The 17,218-nt window shown below is 66.6% G+C and carries 12 protein-coding genes; all 12 read left to right on the top strand.

Translation table 11 applies throughout. The features are described from left to right. Positions 1–5 precede the first annotated feature (5 nt). The 12 genes from ACQS5P_RS04010 (at position 6) to ACQS5P_RS03955 (ending at position 17,213) form a co-directional block, all read left to right on the top strand. Positions 6–1,001 (top strand): glycosyltransferase family 2 protein, encoded by a 996-nt coding sequence (locus ACQS5P_RS04010; RefSeq protein WP_428939618.1) that lies wholly within the window; start codon positions 6–8, stop codon positions 999–1,001. Then, positions 998–1,906 (top strand): glycosyltransferase family 2 protein, encoded by a 909-nt coding sequence (locus tag ACQS5P_RS04005; protein ID WP_428939617.1) that lies wholly within the window; start codon positions 998–1,000, stop codon positions 1,904–1,906. Before ACQS5P_RS04010 ends, ACQS5P_RS04005 begins: the two co-directional genes overlap by 4 nt. Beyond that, complete coding sequence (locus ACQS5P_RS04000; RefSeq protein ID WP_428939616.1) at positions 1,899–2,444, top strand: UDP-N-acetylglucosamine--LPS N-acetylglucosamine transferase; 546 nt, start codon at positions 1,899–1,901, stop codon at positions 2,442–2,444. Before ACQS5P_RS04005 ends, ACQS5P_RS04000 begins: the two co-directional genes overlap by 8 nt. A 23-nt stretch (positions 2,445–2,467) precedes the next feature. Beyond that, positions 2,468–2,977 carry a glycosyltransferase gene (locus ACQS5P_RS03995; RefSeq protein WP_428939615.1) on the top strand — a complete coding sequence of 170 codons (510 nt, stop codon included), beginning with the start codon at positions 2,468–2,470 and terminating at the stop codon, positions 2,975–2,977. A 21-nt stretch (positions 2,978–2,998) separates the two neighbouring features. Further along, positions 2,999–4,969 carry an asparagine synthase (glutamine-hydrolyzing) gene (asnB, locus tag ACQS5P_RS03990; RefSeq protein ID WP_428939614.1) on the top strand — a complete coding sequence of 657 codons (1,971 nt, stop codon included), beginning with the start codon at positions 2,999–3,001 and terminating at the stop codon, positions 4,967–4,969. Positions 4,970–5,048: 79 nt separating this feature from the next. Next, positions 5,049–6,032: a hypothetical protein gene (locus ACQS5P_RS03985; protein WP_428939613.1), complete on the top strand. Its 984-nt coding sequence runs from the start codon at positions 5,049–5,051 to the stop codon at positions 6,030–6,032. 73 nt (positions 6,033–6,105) lie between these two features. Then, positions 6,106–6,981 (top strand): exosortase/archaeosortase family protein, encoded by an 876-nt coding sequence (locus tag ACQS5P_RS03980; RefSeq protein WP_428939612.1) that lies wholly within the window; start codon positions 6,106–6,108, stop codon positions 6,979–6,981. After that, entirely contained in the window at positions 6,974–7,762 is a 789-nt protein-coding gene (locus tag ACQS5P_RS03975; RefSeq protein WP_428939611.1) for an exosortase-associated EpsI family protein, read from the top strand. Before ACQS5P_RS03980 ends, ACQS5P_RS03975 begins: the two co-directional genes overlap by 8 nt. Positions 7,763–7,764: 2 nt before the next feature. After that, a complete protein-coding gene (locus ACQS5P_RS03970; protein WP_428939610.1) occupies positions 7,765–10,368 on the top strand; it encodes a polysaccharide biosynthesis tyrosine autokinase in 2,604 nt (867 codons plus the stop codon). A gap of 5 nt (positions 10,369–10,373) precedes the next feature. Continuing rightward, positions 10,374–11,912: a sugar transferase gene (locus ACQS5P_RS03965; protein ID WP_428939609.1), complete on the top strand. Its 1,539-nt coding sequence runs from the start codon at positions 10,374–10,376 to the stop codon at positions 11,910–11,912. A gap of 22 nt (positions 11,913–11,934) precedes the next feature. Continuing rightward, positions 11,935–16,347, top strand: coding sequence for a tetratricopeptide repeat protein (locus ACQS5P_RS03960; RefSeq protein WP_428939608.1), 4,413 nt, complete (start codon positions 11,935–11,937; stop codon positions 16,345–16,347). Beyond that, positions 16,344–17,213, top strand: a complete 870-nt coding sequence (locus tag ACQS5P_RS03955; protein WP_428939607.1) for an ABC transporter permease — start codon at positions 16,344–16,346, stop codon at positions 17,211–17,213. Before ACQS5P_RS03960 ends, ACQS5P_RS03955 begins: the two co-directional genes overlap by 4 nt. The last annotated feature ends 5 nt before the right edge of the window (positions 17,214–17,218 follow it).

Genomic DNA, 17,218 nt, shown 5'->3' with positions numbered 1-17,218 from the left:
CTGCGATGATCGACCTGTCGATCCTGATCGCCAGCTACAACACCCGCCGGCATACGCTTGCGTGCCTGGGGTCGCTTTACGAGCAGATGTCCGGCTCCGACATCCGCTTCGAAGTCATCGTGGTGGACAACCGTTCCAGCGACGGGTCGGATGATGCGATCGCCCGGCAGTTTCCGCAGGTCCGACTGATTCGCAGCAATCAAAACCTGGGCTTTGCGCGGGCCAACAACGTCGCGGCGGAGGCGTCGGCCGGACAGTTCCTGCTGCTGCTGAATCCCGACACGATCGTGCTTCCCGGGGCGATTCAGAACCTGCTGAGCTTCGCCAGAGCACGGGGCGGCCAGGTGATTGTCGGCGGGCGCACGCTCTTCGCCGACGGCTCGCTGAATCCCGCGTCGTGTCATGGCCGGCCGACGCTGTGGAGCCTGTTCTGCGCCGCCAGCGGGCTGATGTCGCTGTTCCGCGATTCGAGGCTGTTCGACCCGGAAGCGCTTGGCGGCTGGCGGCGCGACAGCGTGCGCGAGGTGGACATTGTCAGCGGCTGCTTCCTGTTGCTGCACCGCAGTCTGTGGGATCGGCTGGGTGGATTCGATCCGCAGTTTTTCATGTACGGGGAGGATGCGGACCTGTGCCTGCGCGCCGCCGCGATGGGCGCACGCTGCGTGATCTGTCCGGATGCATGCATCATCCATCACGGCGGAGCATCGGAACCCGCCCGCGAGGACAAGATGGTGCGGCTGTTTCAGGCCAAGGCGAGGCTGTTTCGCCGGCACTGGCCTGCGTGGCGCGCCGCGGTGGGCATCGCCGCGCTGGACGCCTGGGCATTGTCGCGCACACTGGCGTTCGGCACGCTCTGCCTGCTGGGCGCTTCGCGGCGGGCGCAGCTTCATGCCTGGCGGCGAATCCTCCAGCGACGCGCGCAATGGCACGAGCCGATCGGCTGCGAACCCGACACGCTTCCCGCGTCCGCTTCCGCTCCATTGTCCGAGCCCGGCACATGATCAGCGTCATCGTACCAGCCCACAATGAGCAGCAGGTGATCGCCCGCTGTCTGACCGCGCTGTTCGACGGCGCCGGATCAAATGAGCTGGACGTGATCGTGGTATGCAACGGATGCACCGACAAGACTGCGGCGCTGGCGCAGAGCTTTGCCGATGCGGGCAGACCCGTGCGGGTGATCCAAACCCCGATCGCATCCAAGGTCCACGCGCTGAATCTCGGCGACGCCGCGGCCAGAGCCTTCCCGCGGTTTGTCGTCGATGCCGACGTGCTGGTCAGCGGCGCGACCCTCAAGCGTCTGGCGGCGGTGCTGGAGGAAGGATCGGTCCTGGCGGTGGCGCCACGATGCTTCATGGATACCACTGGAAGCTCCTGGGCGGTTCGCGCCTTCTGGCAGATCGCCGATCTGCTGCCGTCGGCGCGCGAGGGCATCGGCGGGTCGGGCGTGTACGGGCTGTCCCAGGCCGGGCGACGCCGCTTCGCCGAGTTTCCGCCCGTCACCGCCGACGACGGCTTCGTGCGGATCCAGTTTCAACCGCACGAGAGACGAACTGTGCAGGATTGCCGCTCGATCGTCGTGGCCTCGCGCACGCTCGCGGATCTGCTGGCGATTACCACCCGCGCTCATTTCGGAACCGCCGAGCTGCGGCTTCGCTTCCCTGCCCAGTTTGCCAACCGCGGCCCGACCAATCACGCGGCACTGCTGGCGCTGTGGACTCGTCCCTGGCTGTGGCCGCAGTTGGCGATCTACACCTGGGTGAAGCTCGTGGCGCGGTGGCGGAGTTTGCGAAAGCTGCGGGCGATGATGGGCTTGGCCTGTGCCCAGCCGGCCAGCGCTGCCTGGGAGCGCGACGACGCCGCCCGCGCATCGTCTGGCCCCGTTCCCGCCGTATCGGCACATGAGTAATACCAGCACCAGTTCCGTGATAGCGCTGCCGCTGCGGGAAATCGCGCTCAAAGCGCCCGCTGTGCGGCAACCGGGCCGCAGGCGGCCTCGCGTGCTGGCGGTGGCTTCGGGCGGCGGGCACTGGGTGCAGTTGCTGCGATTGGCCCCTGCATTTGTCGGCTGCGACCTTGCGTTCGTGACGGTCCATCCCACCGCGCGGTCGCAGATCCCCTTTGCCAATGCCCGCTTCCACGTCGTCAACGACGCCACACGCTGGGACAAGCTGGGGCTGGCGCGAATGATGTTGCGGCTGCTGCGGATCGTGCTTCGCGAGCGGCCGGACATCGTGATCTCCACCGGCGCGGCGCCGGGGTACTTTGCGATCATGCTGGGCAAGATGCTGTGCGGAGCACGCACCATCTGGGTGGACAGTATCGCCAATGTCGAATGCCTTTCGCTGTCCGGGCAGAAAGTCGGACGCTGGGCAGACCTGTGGTTGACACAGTGGCCGCACCTGGCTCAGCCCGGCGGGCCACATTACGCAGGAGCTGTGCTGTGATTTTCGTGACTGTTGGAGCGCAGATGCCGTTTGACCGTCTGGTGCAGGCGATGGACGCCTGGGCGGCGCGCGTCGCCCGACGCGACGTGTTCGCCCAGATCGGCGCCACGCGACTTCGCCCGCGCAACATCGAATTCACCGACTTTCTGGATGCCGATCAGTTCCGCGACCGGGTCGCAGCGGCGTCGCTGGTCGTGGCGCATGCGGGCATGGGCTCGATCCTGACGGCCCTGGAGATGGGCAAGCCGATTCTGGTGCTGCCGCGCCGCGCCGACTTGCTGGAGACCCGCAACGATCACCAGCTCGCCACCGCCACCCGCTTCGAAGCCCAGGGACGCATCGCCGTCGCCTATGACGTCGATCAGTTGCAGGCGAAGCTGGACAACCTTGCAGTGTTGCGGCCGTCGGCGCCTATCGCCAGCCACGCTTCGCTGGAACTGCTGGACACGATTCGCACGTTCGTGCACTGCCCGCCGATGCCTGGGCAACTTCCAAATCCATCGGCTTCGGCGCCGACACTTCAGAAGACATGACCTCGCCCACGGCCGGATCCCATGTGTGGCATCGCCGGATACGTTGACTTTCGCGAAGGATCGCCGTCGCGCCAGATCCTGCTGAAGATGGCGCAGGTGCTTCGCCGTCGCGGACCCGACGCCCAGGGCATCCTGGTCGATGGCGCCTGCGGTATGGCACACGCGCGGCTGAGCATCATCGATCTGGCGGGCAGCCCCCAGCCGATGCGCGTGGGGCACAGCGCCATAAGCCTGGTCTACAACGGTGAGTTGTACAACTACCGTGAGCTGCGCCAGGAGCTGCAAACGCGCGGCCAGCGGTTCGACACCGAAGGCGACACGGAAGTGCTGCTGCGATGGGTGGAGCGGGAATGGCACGAGGCGCTGCGGCGATTCGACGGGATGTTCGGCTTTGCCGCCTGGCATCGTCAGCGCCAGACGCTGCTTCTGGGGCGGGATCCGATCGGAGTCAAGCCGCTGTTCTTCGCCACGCCTGCGCCGGGCGTGCTGGTCTTTGGCAGCGAGGTCAAGGCGCTGCTTGAGCATCCGCTGGTGGATCGCCGTCTGGACCTGGATGGTCTGCGGCAGGCGCTGCGATTCCGTGCCGTCTATGGACATGGCTCGCTGTACGCGGGCGTGCGACAGCTCGATCCGGGCTGCTGGCTGGAGTTTGATCCCCGCGGACAGGTGCATGTCGGACGCTACTTCGATCTGGTGGACGAAGGATGGAAGCTGCGTGGGCTGATGCAGCAGATGGACGAGCCGCAACTGATCGAGCATGGCCGCTCGCTGCTGGAAAGCGCCGTCCGCAAGCGGCTGATCGCCGATGTGCCGGTGGGGGCGTTTTTGTCCGGCGGGCTGGACAGCAGCGTGATCACGGCGGTGATCTGCCGCTCGCGCACGCCCGATGAGCCGACGCACACTTTCTCAGTGGGTTTTGCGGGCGACCAGTCCAGCGAGCTGCCGTACGCCCGCATCGTGTCAGATACCCTGGGCACGCGGCATACCGAAGTATGCGTGGATGAGGACGACTACATCCGGCTGCTGGCGGAGCTGAGCGTCTGCCGCGACGCGCCGGTGAGCGAGCCGGCGGACGTCGCGGTGGCGCGGATGAGCGACGTGGCCCGGCAACAGGTCAAGGTAGTGCTCTCTGGTGAAGGGGCCGACGAGGTCTTCGCCGGATATCCCAAGTACGGCTTTGCCAATCCATCGCGTCTGCTGCGGCTGGGGCTGCGCGCGGTGGGGCCTGCGCGGGCGTCGCGGCTGGCGGGGCTGCTGCGCCTGGACCGCCGACGCAGCCTGATCGCCTTTCGTTCGATCGCCCAGCCCGCCGAGCTGGATCGCCTGGTCCAGTGGTTCAGCTATCTGGATCGCGCCACACTCCAGTCGCTGCTGCCCGGTCTGGACTGGAGCGAAGAGAACTGGCAGGCCACCGTCGCCACCCAGCGAAGCCAACTGGCACGCTGCAACGGGCAGGGGACGCATCTGCGGCGGATGCAGGCGCTGGACTGCCTGACCTGGTTGCCTTGCAACATGCTGGAGCGCGGCGACCGAATGACGATGGCCTACGGGCTGGAGATGCGCGTGCCGTTTCTGGACAAGGCGCTGGCGCCGTTCGGGCTGGCGCTGGAGGATCGAATGAAAATCCGCGGGCGGACGCTGAAGTGGATCGTTCGCCGCTGGGCCGATGCCCTGCTGCCGCCGCAGATCCGCGACCGCCGCAAGTGGGGCTTCCGTGTGCCGCTGCGGCAGTGGTTCCGTGGCAGGTTGCGGGGAATGCTTCAGGATTATCTGCTGGCCTCGCGCGGACTGTGCGGCACGTACGGCGACCGCGCCGCCGTCGAATCGCTGTTGAGCATGCACCTGTGCGGTCAGGCGGACCTGGAGCTGGAGCTCTGGACGCTTCTGGCCGCCGAAGTGTGGTACCAGGACGTCTTCCGCCGGTCTGCGACGTGCACATCTGCCGAGCCGTCAGCGGCGGCGAACACGTCGCTGGCGGCTCAGACAATATAGGTCAACGCGACATGCCGATGCATTGCCGGGCTTGGAGAGCATCGTTGCAGCTCGCCGGGCAACAAGGGAAGAAGGAACGATGAGCCAGACAATCTCAAATGGTCCGGGTATTCGTCCTCTGGACGAAGGATCCAAAGCCGGATCCGGCCGGGGGGCAGCACTGTTCAAGCATCAGCCGTCTGCACGCGTGCTGTTGCGGCTGCGGGCGCTGATTCTATTGGGCGGGGGAGTGAGATCGTCGGAGTTCGTCGAAGCGGTGCGACGATCGCTGCTGGATCTTCCCATTGATTCAGCGCATTCACTGCTGGACCTCTGGCAGGCGCAGGCGGCGATGGAAGTCGCATATGCGGGTCTGCCGCGGCTGTCGATGCGCGTGATCACCAACAGCGCGGTGCCCCGTCCGAGGCCCGACGCCTTTCGCGTCGCCGTCAGTCTTGAACACGATCCATACGAGATGCGCGGTACCGGCGGACTGTTGCGCGATATCGCCGAAGCCTATGCCGATGACGATTTCATCGCCGTCGCCAATGCCAATCAGATTCTTTTCGAGCCGCTGGCACACCTTCTGGCGGGGCTGGAGGCGACCGGGGCGGAAGTGTCGCTGGCGGCGCAGGAGCAGGGGGCGTGCGGCGATGTGCTGCTGGCGCGGTGCGGAAGCCTGCGCGTGATTCCGCGCGTCGGATTCATCGATCTGAAGGAACAGGCGCTGCCCATCATCGCACGCCAGGCGACCGTCAAGGTGCTGCATCGTCCCAGACGAATCGCCATGCCCGTAAGAACCTGCGCCGACTACCTGTCGGCCCTGCGGGCATACCACCTGCACAGCCCGGGCGATCCGCAGTCGGCCCGGCCGCACGCGTTCGTGGAGGACTGGCAGCCGGTGTTTCGCATCGTCGAACCCGGAGCCGAGGTGGATGCATCGGCGCGCATCCACGATTCGGTGGTGCTTCGCGGAGCACGTGTCGAGCGCGGCGCGATCGTGGCTCGATGCGTCGTCTGCCCAGGCGCTGTGGTACGACGTGAGCAGGTTTGTGTGGATCGACTGCTCACTGCGGATGTCTGAGCGGAAGACAACCCCAACGATCCGGCCGCAGGCTTCATCCAACCCTGCACGGCTGCAAGACTGATTCGCGACAATGTTGCGACTGCGACTGCGCAACGGGTGGAGCAGGTGGCGAATCATACTGGCGGTGATCTTTTGCGCCGCGGGCGTGCTGGCGAGCGGCGACGCCTGGGGGGACATGTTTCACCTGGCGATGCGCGACGAGGAAGCCAGCCACGCGATTCTCGTGCCGCTGGTGGCGGCATGGCTGGCATGGGTGCGTCGCGGGCGTCTGCGGCACTGTCATGTCCGCGGACAGTGGGTCGGGCCGCTGCTGGTCGCCGCGGGCTGGGGCATGTCGATCGTCGGCGACAACTTCCAGTGGCAGTCGGTCTGGCACGCTGGAGCGATCGTGGTCGCCGTCGGAGCGCTGCTGTCGCTGACAGGAGCTCAACTCCTTCTGGATCTGCTGCCTGCGTTCGTCGTGCTGTTGTTCATGGTTCCATTTCCCGGACGGCTGCGACAGCAGATCGCCGTGCCGCTTCAGACCATCACCGCGCAGGCGACGCAGCAGCTTCTGGAGCTGCTGGGTGTGCTGGTGGATCGCTCAGGCAGCGTGCTGCGGATCAACGGTGTGGATGTGGCGATTGCCGAGGCGTGCAACGGGCTGCGCATGGTCCTGGCGCTGGGGCTGGTCTGCTATGCATTCGCCTTCGCCACCCCGCTGCGCGGCTACGTGCGGGCGATCGTCCTGCTGGCTGCGCCCCTGTGTGCCGTGATTTGCAACGTCATCCGCCTGACGCCGACAGTGTGGATCTACGGGCATTATCCGTCGATCGCGGCGGCCCGATTCCACAGCATCAGCGGATGGGTGATGCTGTTCGTGGCGTTTTTGATGCTGATGGGGATCGTGCGGATTCTGCGCTGGGCGCGGGTTCCGGTGACGATGTTGCGTCTGGCATATGAGTAACAGCCAGCAGTCCAGGCGGTGGGCGGACAAGCGGCGGTGCGGCGGTTTCTGGCCCGCCGCGGCAACGGCGGCGTTGCTGGCGGGTATCTGGATGGAGCGGGCGATGCTTCGATCGCCGCCGCCGGATGTCGGTACCTATCACGCCCGCATCCGCGCCGCGGCGCAAACGCTGCCAGTCTGCGTTGGTCCGTGGTTGCTGACCGAAAATCCCGAGCCGCCCGGGGCCGTAACGCTGCTGAAACCCAACGCGATCATCTCCCGGCAGGTTCGGCGGATCAGCGCCGCTCCCGGCGATTCCGCCGAGCCGGACCTGCCCCGCAGATTCAATCTGCTGCTGGTGCACTGTCGGGACGTGCGCGACATGCTCGGACATTATCCGCCGATCTGCTACCCGGCGCAGGGGTGGACGCAGCAGAGCGCGCAGGCGGTAGACCGCCAGGTTGGCGATCTGACCATTCATGCGACCAGCTACGTGTTCAGCGCCGAACAGCTCGGTGTGACCAAGAGGATCGTGGTGGAGAATTTCATGATCCTGCCGGATGCAAGCACCTGCCGCGATCTGGAGCAGCTCGAGCAGGTCTCGCGCCGGCGAGACCGCGTCTTCTTGGGCGCAGCGCAGGTCCAGTTGGTCTTCGATGATACCTATTCGGCGAAGGATCGTGCCGAATTTGCGACCGTGGCGGTGCAGGCATGCTCCAACCTGATCGACGCCATCTGTTCCGCTCCTGCCGCGCGCGAACGGGCGGCAGCACAGTCGCACAGCCGCACAGAAAGGGATTGACGATGGGAACGAACAGTTCCAGGCCGATTTCAGACAGCACGAGCAGTACCGCCATGTCGATCGGCAACACTTCCAGCGGCGGAGCCGATGTCCGCGGCGGCGGCATGGTGGTGGGCGAGCCCCCGCAAGCTCAGGCGGGATTGCTGGTGGCGCCTCCGCAACAGCAGGCCAACCCGCTCAACCTGCTGCTGGTGGTGCATTCGCTGCTGCGCGGGCGTTACTGGCTGGCGATTCTGCTGGCAATGATCGGCATGATCGTCGGCGCGGGCATTGGCTACAACGCCATCAAGCCCAAGTATCGCAGCATGGGCATGGTCCGCATCCGGCCGTACGTCGAAAAAATCATGTACGACACCGATCGGACCCAGATGATTCCCATGTTCCCGGCCTTCATGGAAGCGCAGGTCGTGCTCATCCGCACGCCGCGCATGATCGAGCTGGCCATGGAAGATCCCCGCTGGAAGGATCTGGGTCGCCCGCACACGCAGGCGATGGTGCAGGACTTTTTGGGCAAGCTGGACGTCTCCTGCCGCGGGGAGATGATCAACATCGAGTTCACCGACGAGCAGCCCGAGGCGACCTATCGCGCGGTCAACGCCTTGATCGACGCGTATGCCCGGCGATTCGAGGACCAGGACAGCGAGCGCTACGCCGGGCGGATGGAGAAACTCGAGGAGCGCCGCTCGCGACTGGAAGCGGAGTTGAAACTGAAAAACGACGCGATTCTGGCGATCGGCAATCAGTACGGCTCGACCGCGCTTCAGAAGATCTATGAGTTCAATCTCGAGGAGCTGAACAAGGTCGTGTCGCAATTGAGGCTGGCGGAGCTGGCGCTGGCGGCCGGGGAGGCGCAGCTCGGCAACCACGGCCCGCAGCCCAAGCCAGATGCAGACCCCGCCCGCACGGACCCGGCGATGGGCGAGGCGCTGATGAATGAGTATCTCCGCCGCGCTGCCGCCGAACGCGCCAACCTCCGCCAACTGGAATTGAGCCTGGGGGCCAATCATCCGCAGGTGGTCAAGACCCGCGCCTGGCTGGACCAGCTCGAGAAAGACATTCGCACGCTCCAGCAGGAAGTTCGCATCGCCCCGGCGGGGCTGCCGATCGCGCCACTGGCGATGCAGAGCCTGGAGTCACTTCGCGAGAACGAACGCCGCATTCGCGAGCTGCATGACAAGATCAAGGCCGAGACGCTGGAGCTGGGGCGGAAAAACGTGCAGATCGAGGCGTTGCGACAGGAGGCGGCCAAGCTCCAGACGGACCTGGACGAGACGCGCTCGCTGATCGAGAAGCTTCAGGTGGAAGCCAGCGCCGGGGAGCGATTGAGCATCATCAGCTATGCCGAGCCGCCGCTCGGACCTGACAAGGATCGGCGATTGCCCGTCGCCGCCGCTGGGGGCATGGCGCTGGGCGGGCTGGGAGTCGGGATTGTGCTGCTGCTGGGGCTGCTGGATCGCCGCCTGCACCGCATCGCCGACGCCGAGGCCAGGCTCCCCCAGGCCAATCGAGTGCTGGGGGTGTTGCCGGCGCTTCCGGAGGACCTGTCGGATCCGGAGCAGTCGTCGATCGCGGCGCATTGCGTGCATCAGATCCGCACGCTGCTTCAGATTCAGCAGAACACGAGCGGGCATCGTGTGCTGTCGGTGACCAGCCCTTCGCCCGGCGATGGCAAAACCAGCCTGACCATCGCCCTGGGCATGTCCTTCGCCGCCAGCGGCTCAAAGACCCTGCTGATCGACTGTGACATGCAGGGAGGCGGCCTGACGTCGCGGCTGATTCCGTCGGGTTCCCGGCGACTGGGACAGATCCTGCTGCGCGAGCGGCGAATCACCGAAGAGCAACTGGGCGCGGCTCTGGAGGAATCGCAGCGCCTGCGACGCCCGCTGGGCGAAGTGCTGCTCGGGCAGCGGCTGATCAGCAGTGAAGTGCTGGATCGGGCGCTGCTGAAGCAGAGGCGGATGAGGGCCGGGCTCTCGGGCGTGATCAAGGGCGAGGTGTTGGGCGACTGCATCGTGAGCACGGGAACTCGCAACCTGCATCTTCTGCCGCTGGGCGTGGATGACCATCGCTTCAGCTCGCAGCTCTCACCGGCGATGGTCGGATCGATTCTGGACGAGGCGGCGCGGCACTACGACACCGTTCTGGTAGACACCGGTCCGGTGCTGGGCAGCCTGGAAGCGGCGGTGGTGGCCTCGGAAGTGGACGGGGTGGTGTTGACGGTGTCGCGAGGCGCGGATCGGAATCTGGCGCACAACGCCATCCGCTACCTGGCGACGATGAACGCGCAGATCGAGGGGATCGTGTTCAATCGCGCCAAGGTGGAAGACATCCGACGCTCGACCTACAGCGGATCGGTCAGCGCGGCGTCGGCGCGGCAGTTGCCGTCGGCGGCCGATTCCTGCGTCACGGGGGCGGGTGCCGGGAGCCCGGCAACGCCGACAGGGCGCGGCCCCACCACACGACACTGGGTTCGCCGGCTTGGGCCAATCGCCTGTGCCGTGGCCGAAGCTGAAGCCGAGCAACACGCCCCGACCACGCCCGGCGCGCATACTCCGGTCCAGCAGCGTCCGGATGCCGCGGCGCCCGGCATTCATGACAAGCGATGAATCCCATGTCTGAAAAAGTGCTGGCGGGTGTGCCCGATGTCGGCGCTGAACCGGCGGCGGCGTCGCGCAGAACCGGGCAGGATGCGCCAACCATCTGGGGCCTGACGCCGGTGCAACTGCATGATCATTTCTGGGCGTCGCGTGGCGTATGCGTGGTCCGACCGGTGGACGCTCATCGCCCGATTGCGCTGGATCCGGAATTATACCTGCTGACCGACGCGCGCACGCTGGCGATCTTCCGGTTGCGGGAACTGATCGACACGATCTGCTGGGTCAAACCGCAAGTGCTGTTCGTTCGGATACACGGGCCACAGCAGGGTGGGTATCGCGAGACGGTGGTGACCGACGAGTCCGGGCGATTCCTGGGCTTCCGTCGCAATTACGGCGCGGACAAGCCCAGGCTTGCGAGGGTGGCGCTTACTCGGGATCGAGCGATAGCCCAATTCTGGCAGTCGTGTGGGGAATGCCGTCAGTTCTGGCGACAGCTCCGCGATCTGTTGCGTCAGCGGAACAGCCGTCGCGAAACGCTGAGCATCGTGGGCCGGACGTTTGACCGCGACGATCCTCGCGAGCTGGAGCAATTCGTGCATGAGTTGATTCAGAGCTGGCCACAGCCAAATGCAACCCTGCCGCGGGTGCGTCGGGTGGGGCCTGGCGTGTGGGCATTCGAGGATGTGAAGCTGGATCCGTCAGTGCGGATCGTCGGCCCGGCGTGGCTGGGGGCCGGGCGTTCGCTGCCGCCGGAGTCCAGCGTGCTTGGACCAGCGGCGCTGTGGGACTTGCCGGAGTGTCGTCCGGCGGCGGCGGAGCCGGTGTGGTCGGAGCTGGATCCGTCGGCGGGTGTCCCGGGGCTTCCCGCGGCGCTGGTCAGCTCCCTGACGCAGGCCACGCTTCAGTCGCAGACCGCGGCGCTGGCCCGGGCGATCAGCCGACACCATCGGCGATTCTCCTTCTATGCCATCTCCAAACGCCTGTTCGACATCGTGTTCTCGCTGGCGATGATCGTGTTGAGCCTGCCGGTCTATGCAGCGGTGCTGCTGGCGATCTGGCTGGAGGATGGGCGGCCGTTTTTCTTCCTGCACCGCCGCGAGACTGTCGGCGGGCGCGAGTTTGCCTGCATCAAGTTTCGCTCGATGCGCAAGGATGCCGAGCAGGCCAGGCAGGCACTGGCGGAACAGAACCATGCGGACGGCCCGCAATTCTGGCTTCCGCACGATCCGCGCACCACGCGTGTGGGGCAGTTCATCAGGCGATGGAACATCGACGAGCTGCCGCAGTTCATCAATGTTCTGCTGGGACAGATGTCGGTGGTGGGCCCGCGCCCCAGCCCGAGGAGGGAAAACCAGTTCTGCCCTCCCTGGCGAGAGGCCAGGCTCAGCGTACGTCCAGGCATCACCGGATTGTGGCAGGTCAAACGCACGAGACAGGAGGGATGCGACTTCCAGGAGTGGATCCGCTACGACCTGGAATACGTCCAGCGCGCCGGTTGGGGGCTGGATCTGTACATCCTGTTCAAGACGATTCAGGTGGTGCTGTGGCGGTAAGTCGTCGCCTGCTGCTTGATCCATGAACATCCGGAGCAAAACCTGTCGCCGACTGCTGCTGCTGGCGGGCGTGGTGGTGGCGCTGTTGCTGGCCGGGGCGGTGGTGGTGAAGCTGCGCCAGGCGCAGATAGCGGCGAAGATTGTGCGTGACCGCGACGAGGGTTACGCGGCGCTGGAGGCGGGGGACTATTTCACCGCGATGCACAAGGTCGGGCCGTTTCTCCAGCGGAATCCCGACGACCCGCAGGCGCTGTTCGCCTACGCCAGGGCCCGCGCGCGGGTTGGCGAAATCAATGACAAGCATGTCGCCCAGGCCATGGCGCTGTTGCGGCGGCTGCTGGAGCTGAAGCCGGATCACGCCGAGGCCCGGGCCGAACTTCTGGAGCTGTGTCTGCGTGCCGGTTTCATGACGGAAGTCCTGCGCGACACGGAGCACTGCCGCGATGACGACGCCGTGAGCCTGCGGGCGAGGGCGACGGCGCTGGGACGGCTGCGGCGGTATGAGCAGGCGTTGCCTGTATCCCGGCGGTACAACGAGCTTCGCCCCTTCGATGTGACGCAACAGATCTTCACGCTGAGCCTGATGCGTCAGCTCGGCCTGGGCGCAGGCGCCAACGCCCGGGATACGGCAGGGCGGATCGTCGCCCGCGCCCGGGAGCTGCGCGAAAGACATGGCGGCGATCCGCGGTTCGATCTGCTGGAGGGCGTGGCCTGGGCGATGGCGGGGGACGAGCAGCGGGCGATGGAATTCATCAGCGCCGCGGCGGCCAACCCGATCCGCGATCACGACTTCATCACGGCGTTGTCCGGACAACTCACGGCGATGGGGCGGCATGAGCAGGCACTTGAGGTTCTGGAACGGGCGGCGGACAGCAGCGGGGGCGACGCCCAGCTCGAGCAGGCGATCGTCAACCGCCTGTTCCGCGCAGGTCGCTACGAACAGGTTTACCGACGGCTGTCGCAACTGCGGCTGGACGATCGCGCTACCGACGTGGAGCTTCTGGCGCTGCGCGGCATGGCGGCGCTGGAGCTGAAACGCGATGACCAGGCACGGGCAGTGCTCGAGGCGCTGCGGCAGCGACGCAGCCAGCGCGATCTTCTGGCCGGAGTTTGGGCCCAGATCATCGAAGCGCTGTATTTGTCCGACGCAGCGGGCGCCCAGGCCGAGGCGCGACTGATCGACGCTTGCCGGCAGGGACTGCGACTCCAGCGCGACAACGCCTACTTCCGCTGTTACCTTGGCGATGCGTACGAGCGTGCAGGCGAGCTGGAGGCGGCGCTGAATCAGTGGCGCACGACAGCGGGACTGGCTCCCGGATGGCCGGCGCCGGCGGCGCGGATGGCCAGGCTGCTCGCGGCAGCGGGACGAACAACTCACGCGCAGGCGGCAGCGCAGGAGGCCTTGCGGCGTCTGCCCGGCGATCCCCAGGCGCTGCGCGCGATGGGACGGGTGATGCTCCAGCGCGTCCGCAATCACGAGCTGGATGTGGAAACGGCCCTGCGCCAGCACGAGCAGGCTCTGCAAACGCTCAGGCAGGATCCGGAACTGATCGTCGTGCAGGTGGCGCTGCTGGTGGAGGCGGGCAGAAACTCTCAGGCCGCCGATGTGATCCGCTCGACGCTCCGGCGCGATGCAGGCGAGTGGGACGGGCAGGCGATGCTGGAGCTGGCCAGGCTCAGTGCCCGCACAGGCCAGGAGGATCTGGAGCGTCAATGTCTGGAAAGTTACGAGAAACATCTGGGCCATACGGCGGAGCTGGCGTACGAGCTGGCGGTGCGGGCGCTTCGCGGCGGTGACCTTGCCCAGGCCATGGGAATGCTCCAGCCTCCCGATCCGAAGCAGCGGGACACGCGTCAGTGGCGGCTGGCCAGGGCGCGCCTGCTCGAGCTGGCCGGGCGGCAGTCGCAGGCCGCGGCGGAGTGGGTGGGGCTGGCCGATGCCCATCCACAGGACGCGCAGCTTCAGCAGCTTGCGCTGGCGGCGGCATCGGTGCGTCCTGATCGCGCGTTTCGCCGTCGCGCGATTGATCGGCTCGCCCGGCTCATCGGGGAGGACGGGCTGAGGTGGCGTCTGGCGGATGCGGAACTGAACGTGGAGACGGCGCTGAGCGGAGATCGCAACGCCGCAACGTCGGCACTGGCGACCGCCGCCGCGGCGCTGAGCGACCTGTGTCAGCGCGCTCCGAATGTCCAGCGCGCCAGGCTGCTGCTGGCCGAGTGCATGCTGCGGCTGGGTCAGCAGCGCGAGGCGATCGAGCAGTTGACCGCGGCGGTGCAGATGGATCCCTCTGCCAACGCCGTGGCGATCCGGCTGGTGGGCCTGCTTCAGTCGCGCGGGCTGTTTGAGCAGGCCAAACCGCATCTGGATCGCCTGGAGCAGAATCTGCGAAGCGCCAGCGCGGCGTCCAGTGACGAGTGGCAGTGGCGAACGGTGGCGCGGCTGCTGGGGCAACGTGGAGAAACCGATCGCGCCATCGCACTGCTGAAAGATCTGGAACAAAGGCTGGCGCAGGAGCGGATGACGGCGGACGATCGATCGCCCGACGTGGATCTGGAGCTGGCCAGGCTCTACCGTCGCCGCGGGATCCTCAGCGAGGAGTACTGCCGCAAGCTGCTGTCGGTGCCGTCGGCTGAGACGATTGCCTTTGTGGCCGACTACTACGCCCAGCGCGGTGATCGGCGCAGCGGCGATGAGCTGCTGATGCGTCTGGACAGCCTGCCGTCTGCGGATGGGAGCACGGAGCTGCTTCGGGCCGAATACCTGGAGCGTCGAGGCGATCGGGGCGCAGCGCTGGCGCGGCTCACCGAGGCGGTCAGGAAGTTCCCGGACGATCGCCGCATCCATAAGCGGTTGATCGCGGCGCAGCTTCGTGACGGCGGGTTGGAGGCGGCGCTGGCGGCCAGTGCCCAGGCGGGCGGGCGCTTTGCGGATGATCCATCATTCGCGGCGATGAATCGGCAGGCGAATACGATTCGCAAGGTGTGGTCGGTGGCAGCGACGATGCCCGCGGTGCGGGAGCTGGTCACGGCGATCCTGGAAGCCCCGGAATACGAGCAATCCGCGGCCGAAGCGCTGAGCGTTGTGCAAGCGGGACTGGAGCAGGGCCAGACGGCGTCGGGGGTGCTGCGGAAGCTGCGCCCGATCGCCGACCGCACGCCACAGCTTCGTCCGCTTCAGGACCTGGTGACGCGGCTGGCGATGTCGATTGGGCGCGATCAGGAGGCGGTGGAGACGGCGCTGCGGACGATGCGGATGTTTCCCGGCGATCCGCAGCCGGCGCAACTGGCGGTCGAGGCGCTGTCGCGAGCCGGTCGGTGGGCAGAAGTGATCCCGGCGGCGACGCAGTGGCGGGCGCGGCTGGGGGACGATGCGCTGGCGGCGGATTTGGCGCTGGCTACAGCGTATCTGCATGTCAATGATGCGCCGGCGGCGGTGCGGCAACTGGCCCCGTATGCCCCGCGCGCGTTCGCCAACGGGCAACTGGAACAGCCGCTGGCGGGGCTGCTGCTGCGGGCACAGGTGCAGGCGGGGCAGGTGCAGGCGGCCGAGGCGCAACTGCGACCGCTGCTGCCCGGATCGGCATCGGCCAGGGCAGCATGGATCTGGCTGGCGTCGCAGCACCTGCCCGGGCCGCAGGTGGCCGGCGAGTGGCTTTCGCAGCTTGCCGAGCATATCCCGGCGGAGACGATCGATGAGCAGCTCAGCCTGGCGCGCGGGTGGCAGGATCTGGCCAGGCGAACCAGCGCCGCTGCCCACTGGCAGCAGGCGCGCGAGCTGCTGCGACAGTTGACCGCCGCGCAGCAAACGTCGGGCGTATCGATCGAGCATCGGCTGGCGGTGGGAGAGTTGTGCAATCTGCTGGCCGAGGGAACTGCGGTGGCCGGGGATGCTGAATCGGCCTGGCGGTACTTGCAGGACTTGTCCGCCGCGATGTTCGAGCTGGACTGGGGCGATGCAGTGCCGGCCCGGCAGTGGATGATACTGGGCGGGCTGATGCAACGGCACGATCCGCGCGGCGCGGAGCAGGCCTATCGCCGAGCGATCAGGCACGACCCGACCCTGGCGATCGCGAAGAACAATCTGGCGATAATCCTGGCGCAGCGTGGAGGGGATCTGCATGAGGCGATGGAACTGGCGCAGTTCGCCTGCGCACAGGCTGAACATCCTGATCGTGCGCGTTTTCTGGATACGCTGGCGTACGTGCAGGCCAAGATGGGCGAGTACGAGGGGGCGGCGGCAACATGGAAGCAGGCGATCGAGCTGGATCCGAACAACCTGGCGTGGCGAATTCGCCGCACGCAGGCGCTGATCCAGGCGGGGCGATACGAGCAGGCGAAGGCGTCGCTGGCGGAGCTGGAGCGCGTGGCGCCCCAACAGCAGATGGATTCGCGGATGCGCGACCAGCTCCAGGCGATGCGCGCGGAACTGAAATGAACCGCAACGGTCCCAAACAAGACGCCGCCGCAGGCCAGAAGGTATCGGCGGCGAGCCTGACGCCGACGGTCATCACGCCCGGCGGGGGCTGGCAGGCGCTGAATCTGGCGGAACTGTGGCGCTTCCGCGAGCTGCTGTACTTTCTGATCTGGCGCGATGTGAAGGTCCGCTACAAACAGACCGTGCTGGGAGCGGCCTGGGCACTGATCCAGCCCGCGATGATGACCTTTGCGCTGTGGTTTGGGCTTGGGAAGATGGCCAAGGTGCCCGGCGCCGACGACCCGCTGTTCATCTACAGCGGAATCCTGCCGTGGACGTTCTTTGCCACCGCGCTGGCCAGCGCCGGCAACAGCGTGGTGAACTCCGAGCGGCTGGTGACCAAGGTCTATTTCCCGCGGCTGGCGGTTCCGCTGGCGGCGGTGGGGGCGGCGGTGGTGGATTTCATGATCGCCTCGGTGCTGCTGGTGGCGATGATGCTGATGCGGGGCGTCGTGCCGGGCGTCGGGCTGGCGGTGGTGCCGCTGGTGTTCGTGCTGCTGGGCGTGGCCGCGGCGGGGGTGGGCGTGCTGCTGTCGGCGTTGATGGTGGCGTATCGCGACTTCCGCTACGTGGTGCCGTTTCTTGTCCAGTTCTGGTTGTTCGCGACGCTCACGGTGTACACCCCGTTGTCGAGGCTCGAGCTGTCGCCGTGGATTCTGAGCCTCAATCCCATGTGCGGACTGATCGCATCGTTCCGGGCGGGGCTGCTGAACGAGCCGATCCCCTGGGCGTTGCTGGGCACGTCGGCGGCAAGTTTTGTGCTGCTGTTCGTGATTGGCTGCTTCTACTTCCGCCGGGTGGAAGACAGCTTCGCCGACATCGTCTGAGTGAA

It is taken from the genome of Fontivita pretiosa, assembly GCF_050410795.1.
Lineage (GTDB): Bacteria > Planctomycetota > Phycisphaerae > Tepidisphaerales > Tepidisphaeraceae > Fontivita > Fontivita pretiosa.
The sequence above is the reverse complement of the archived record's forward strand: the minus strand, read 5'-3'. Positions and strand labels throughout refer to the sequence as shown.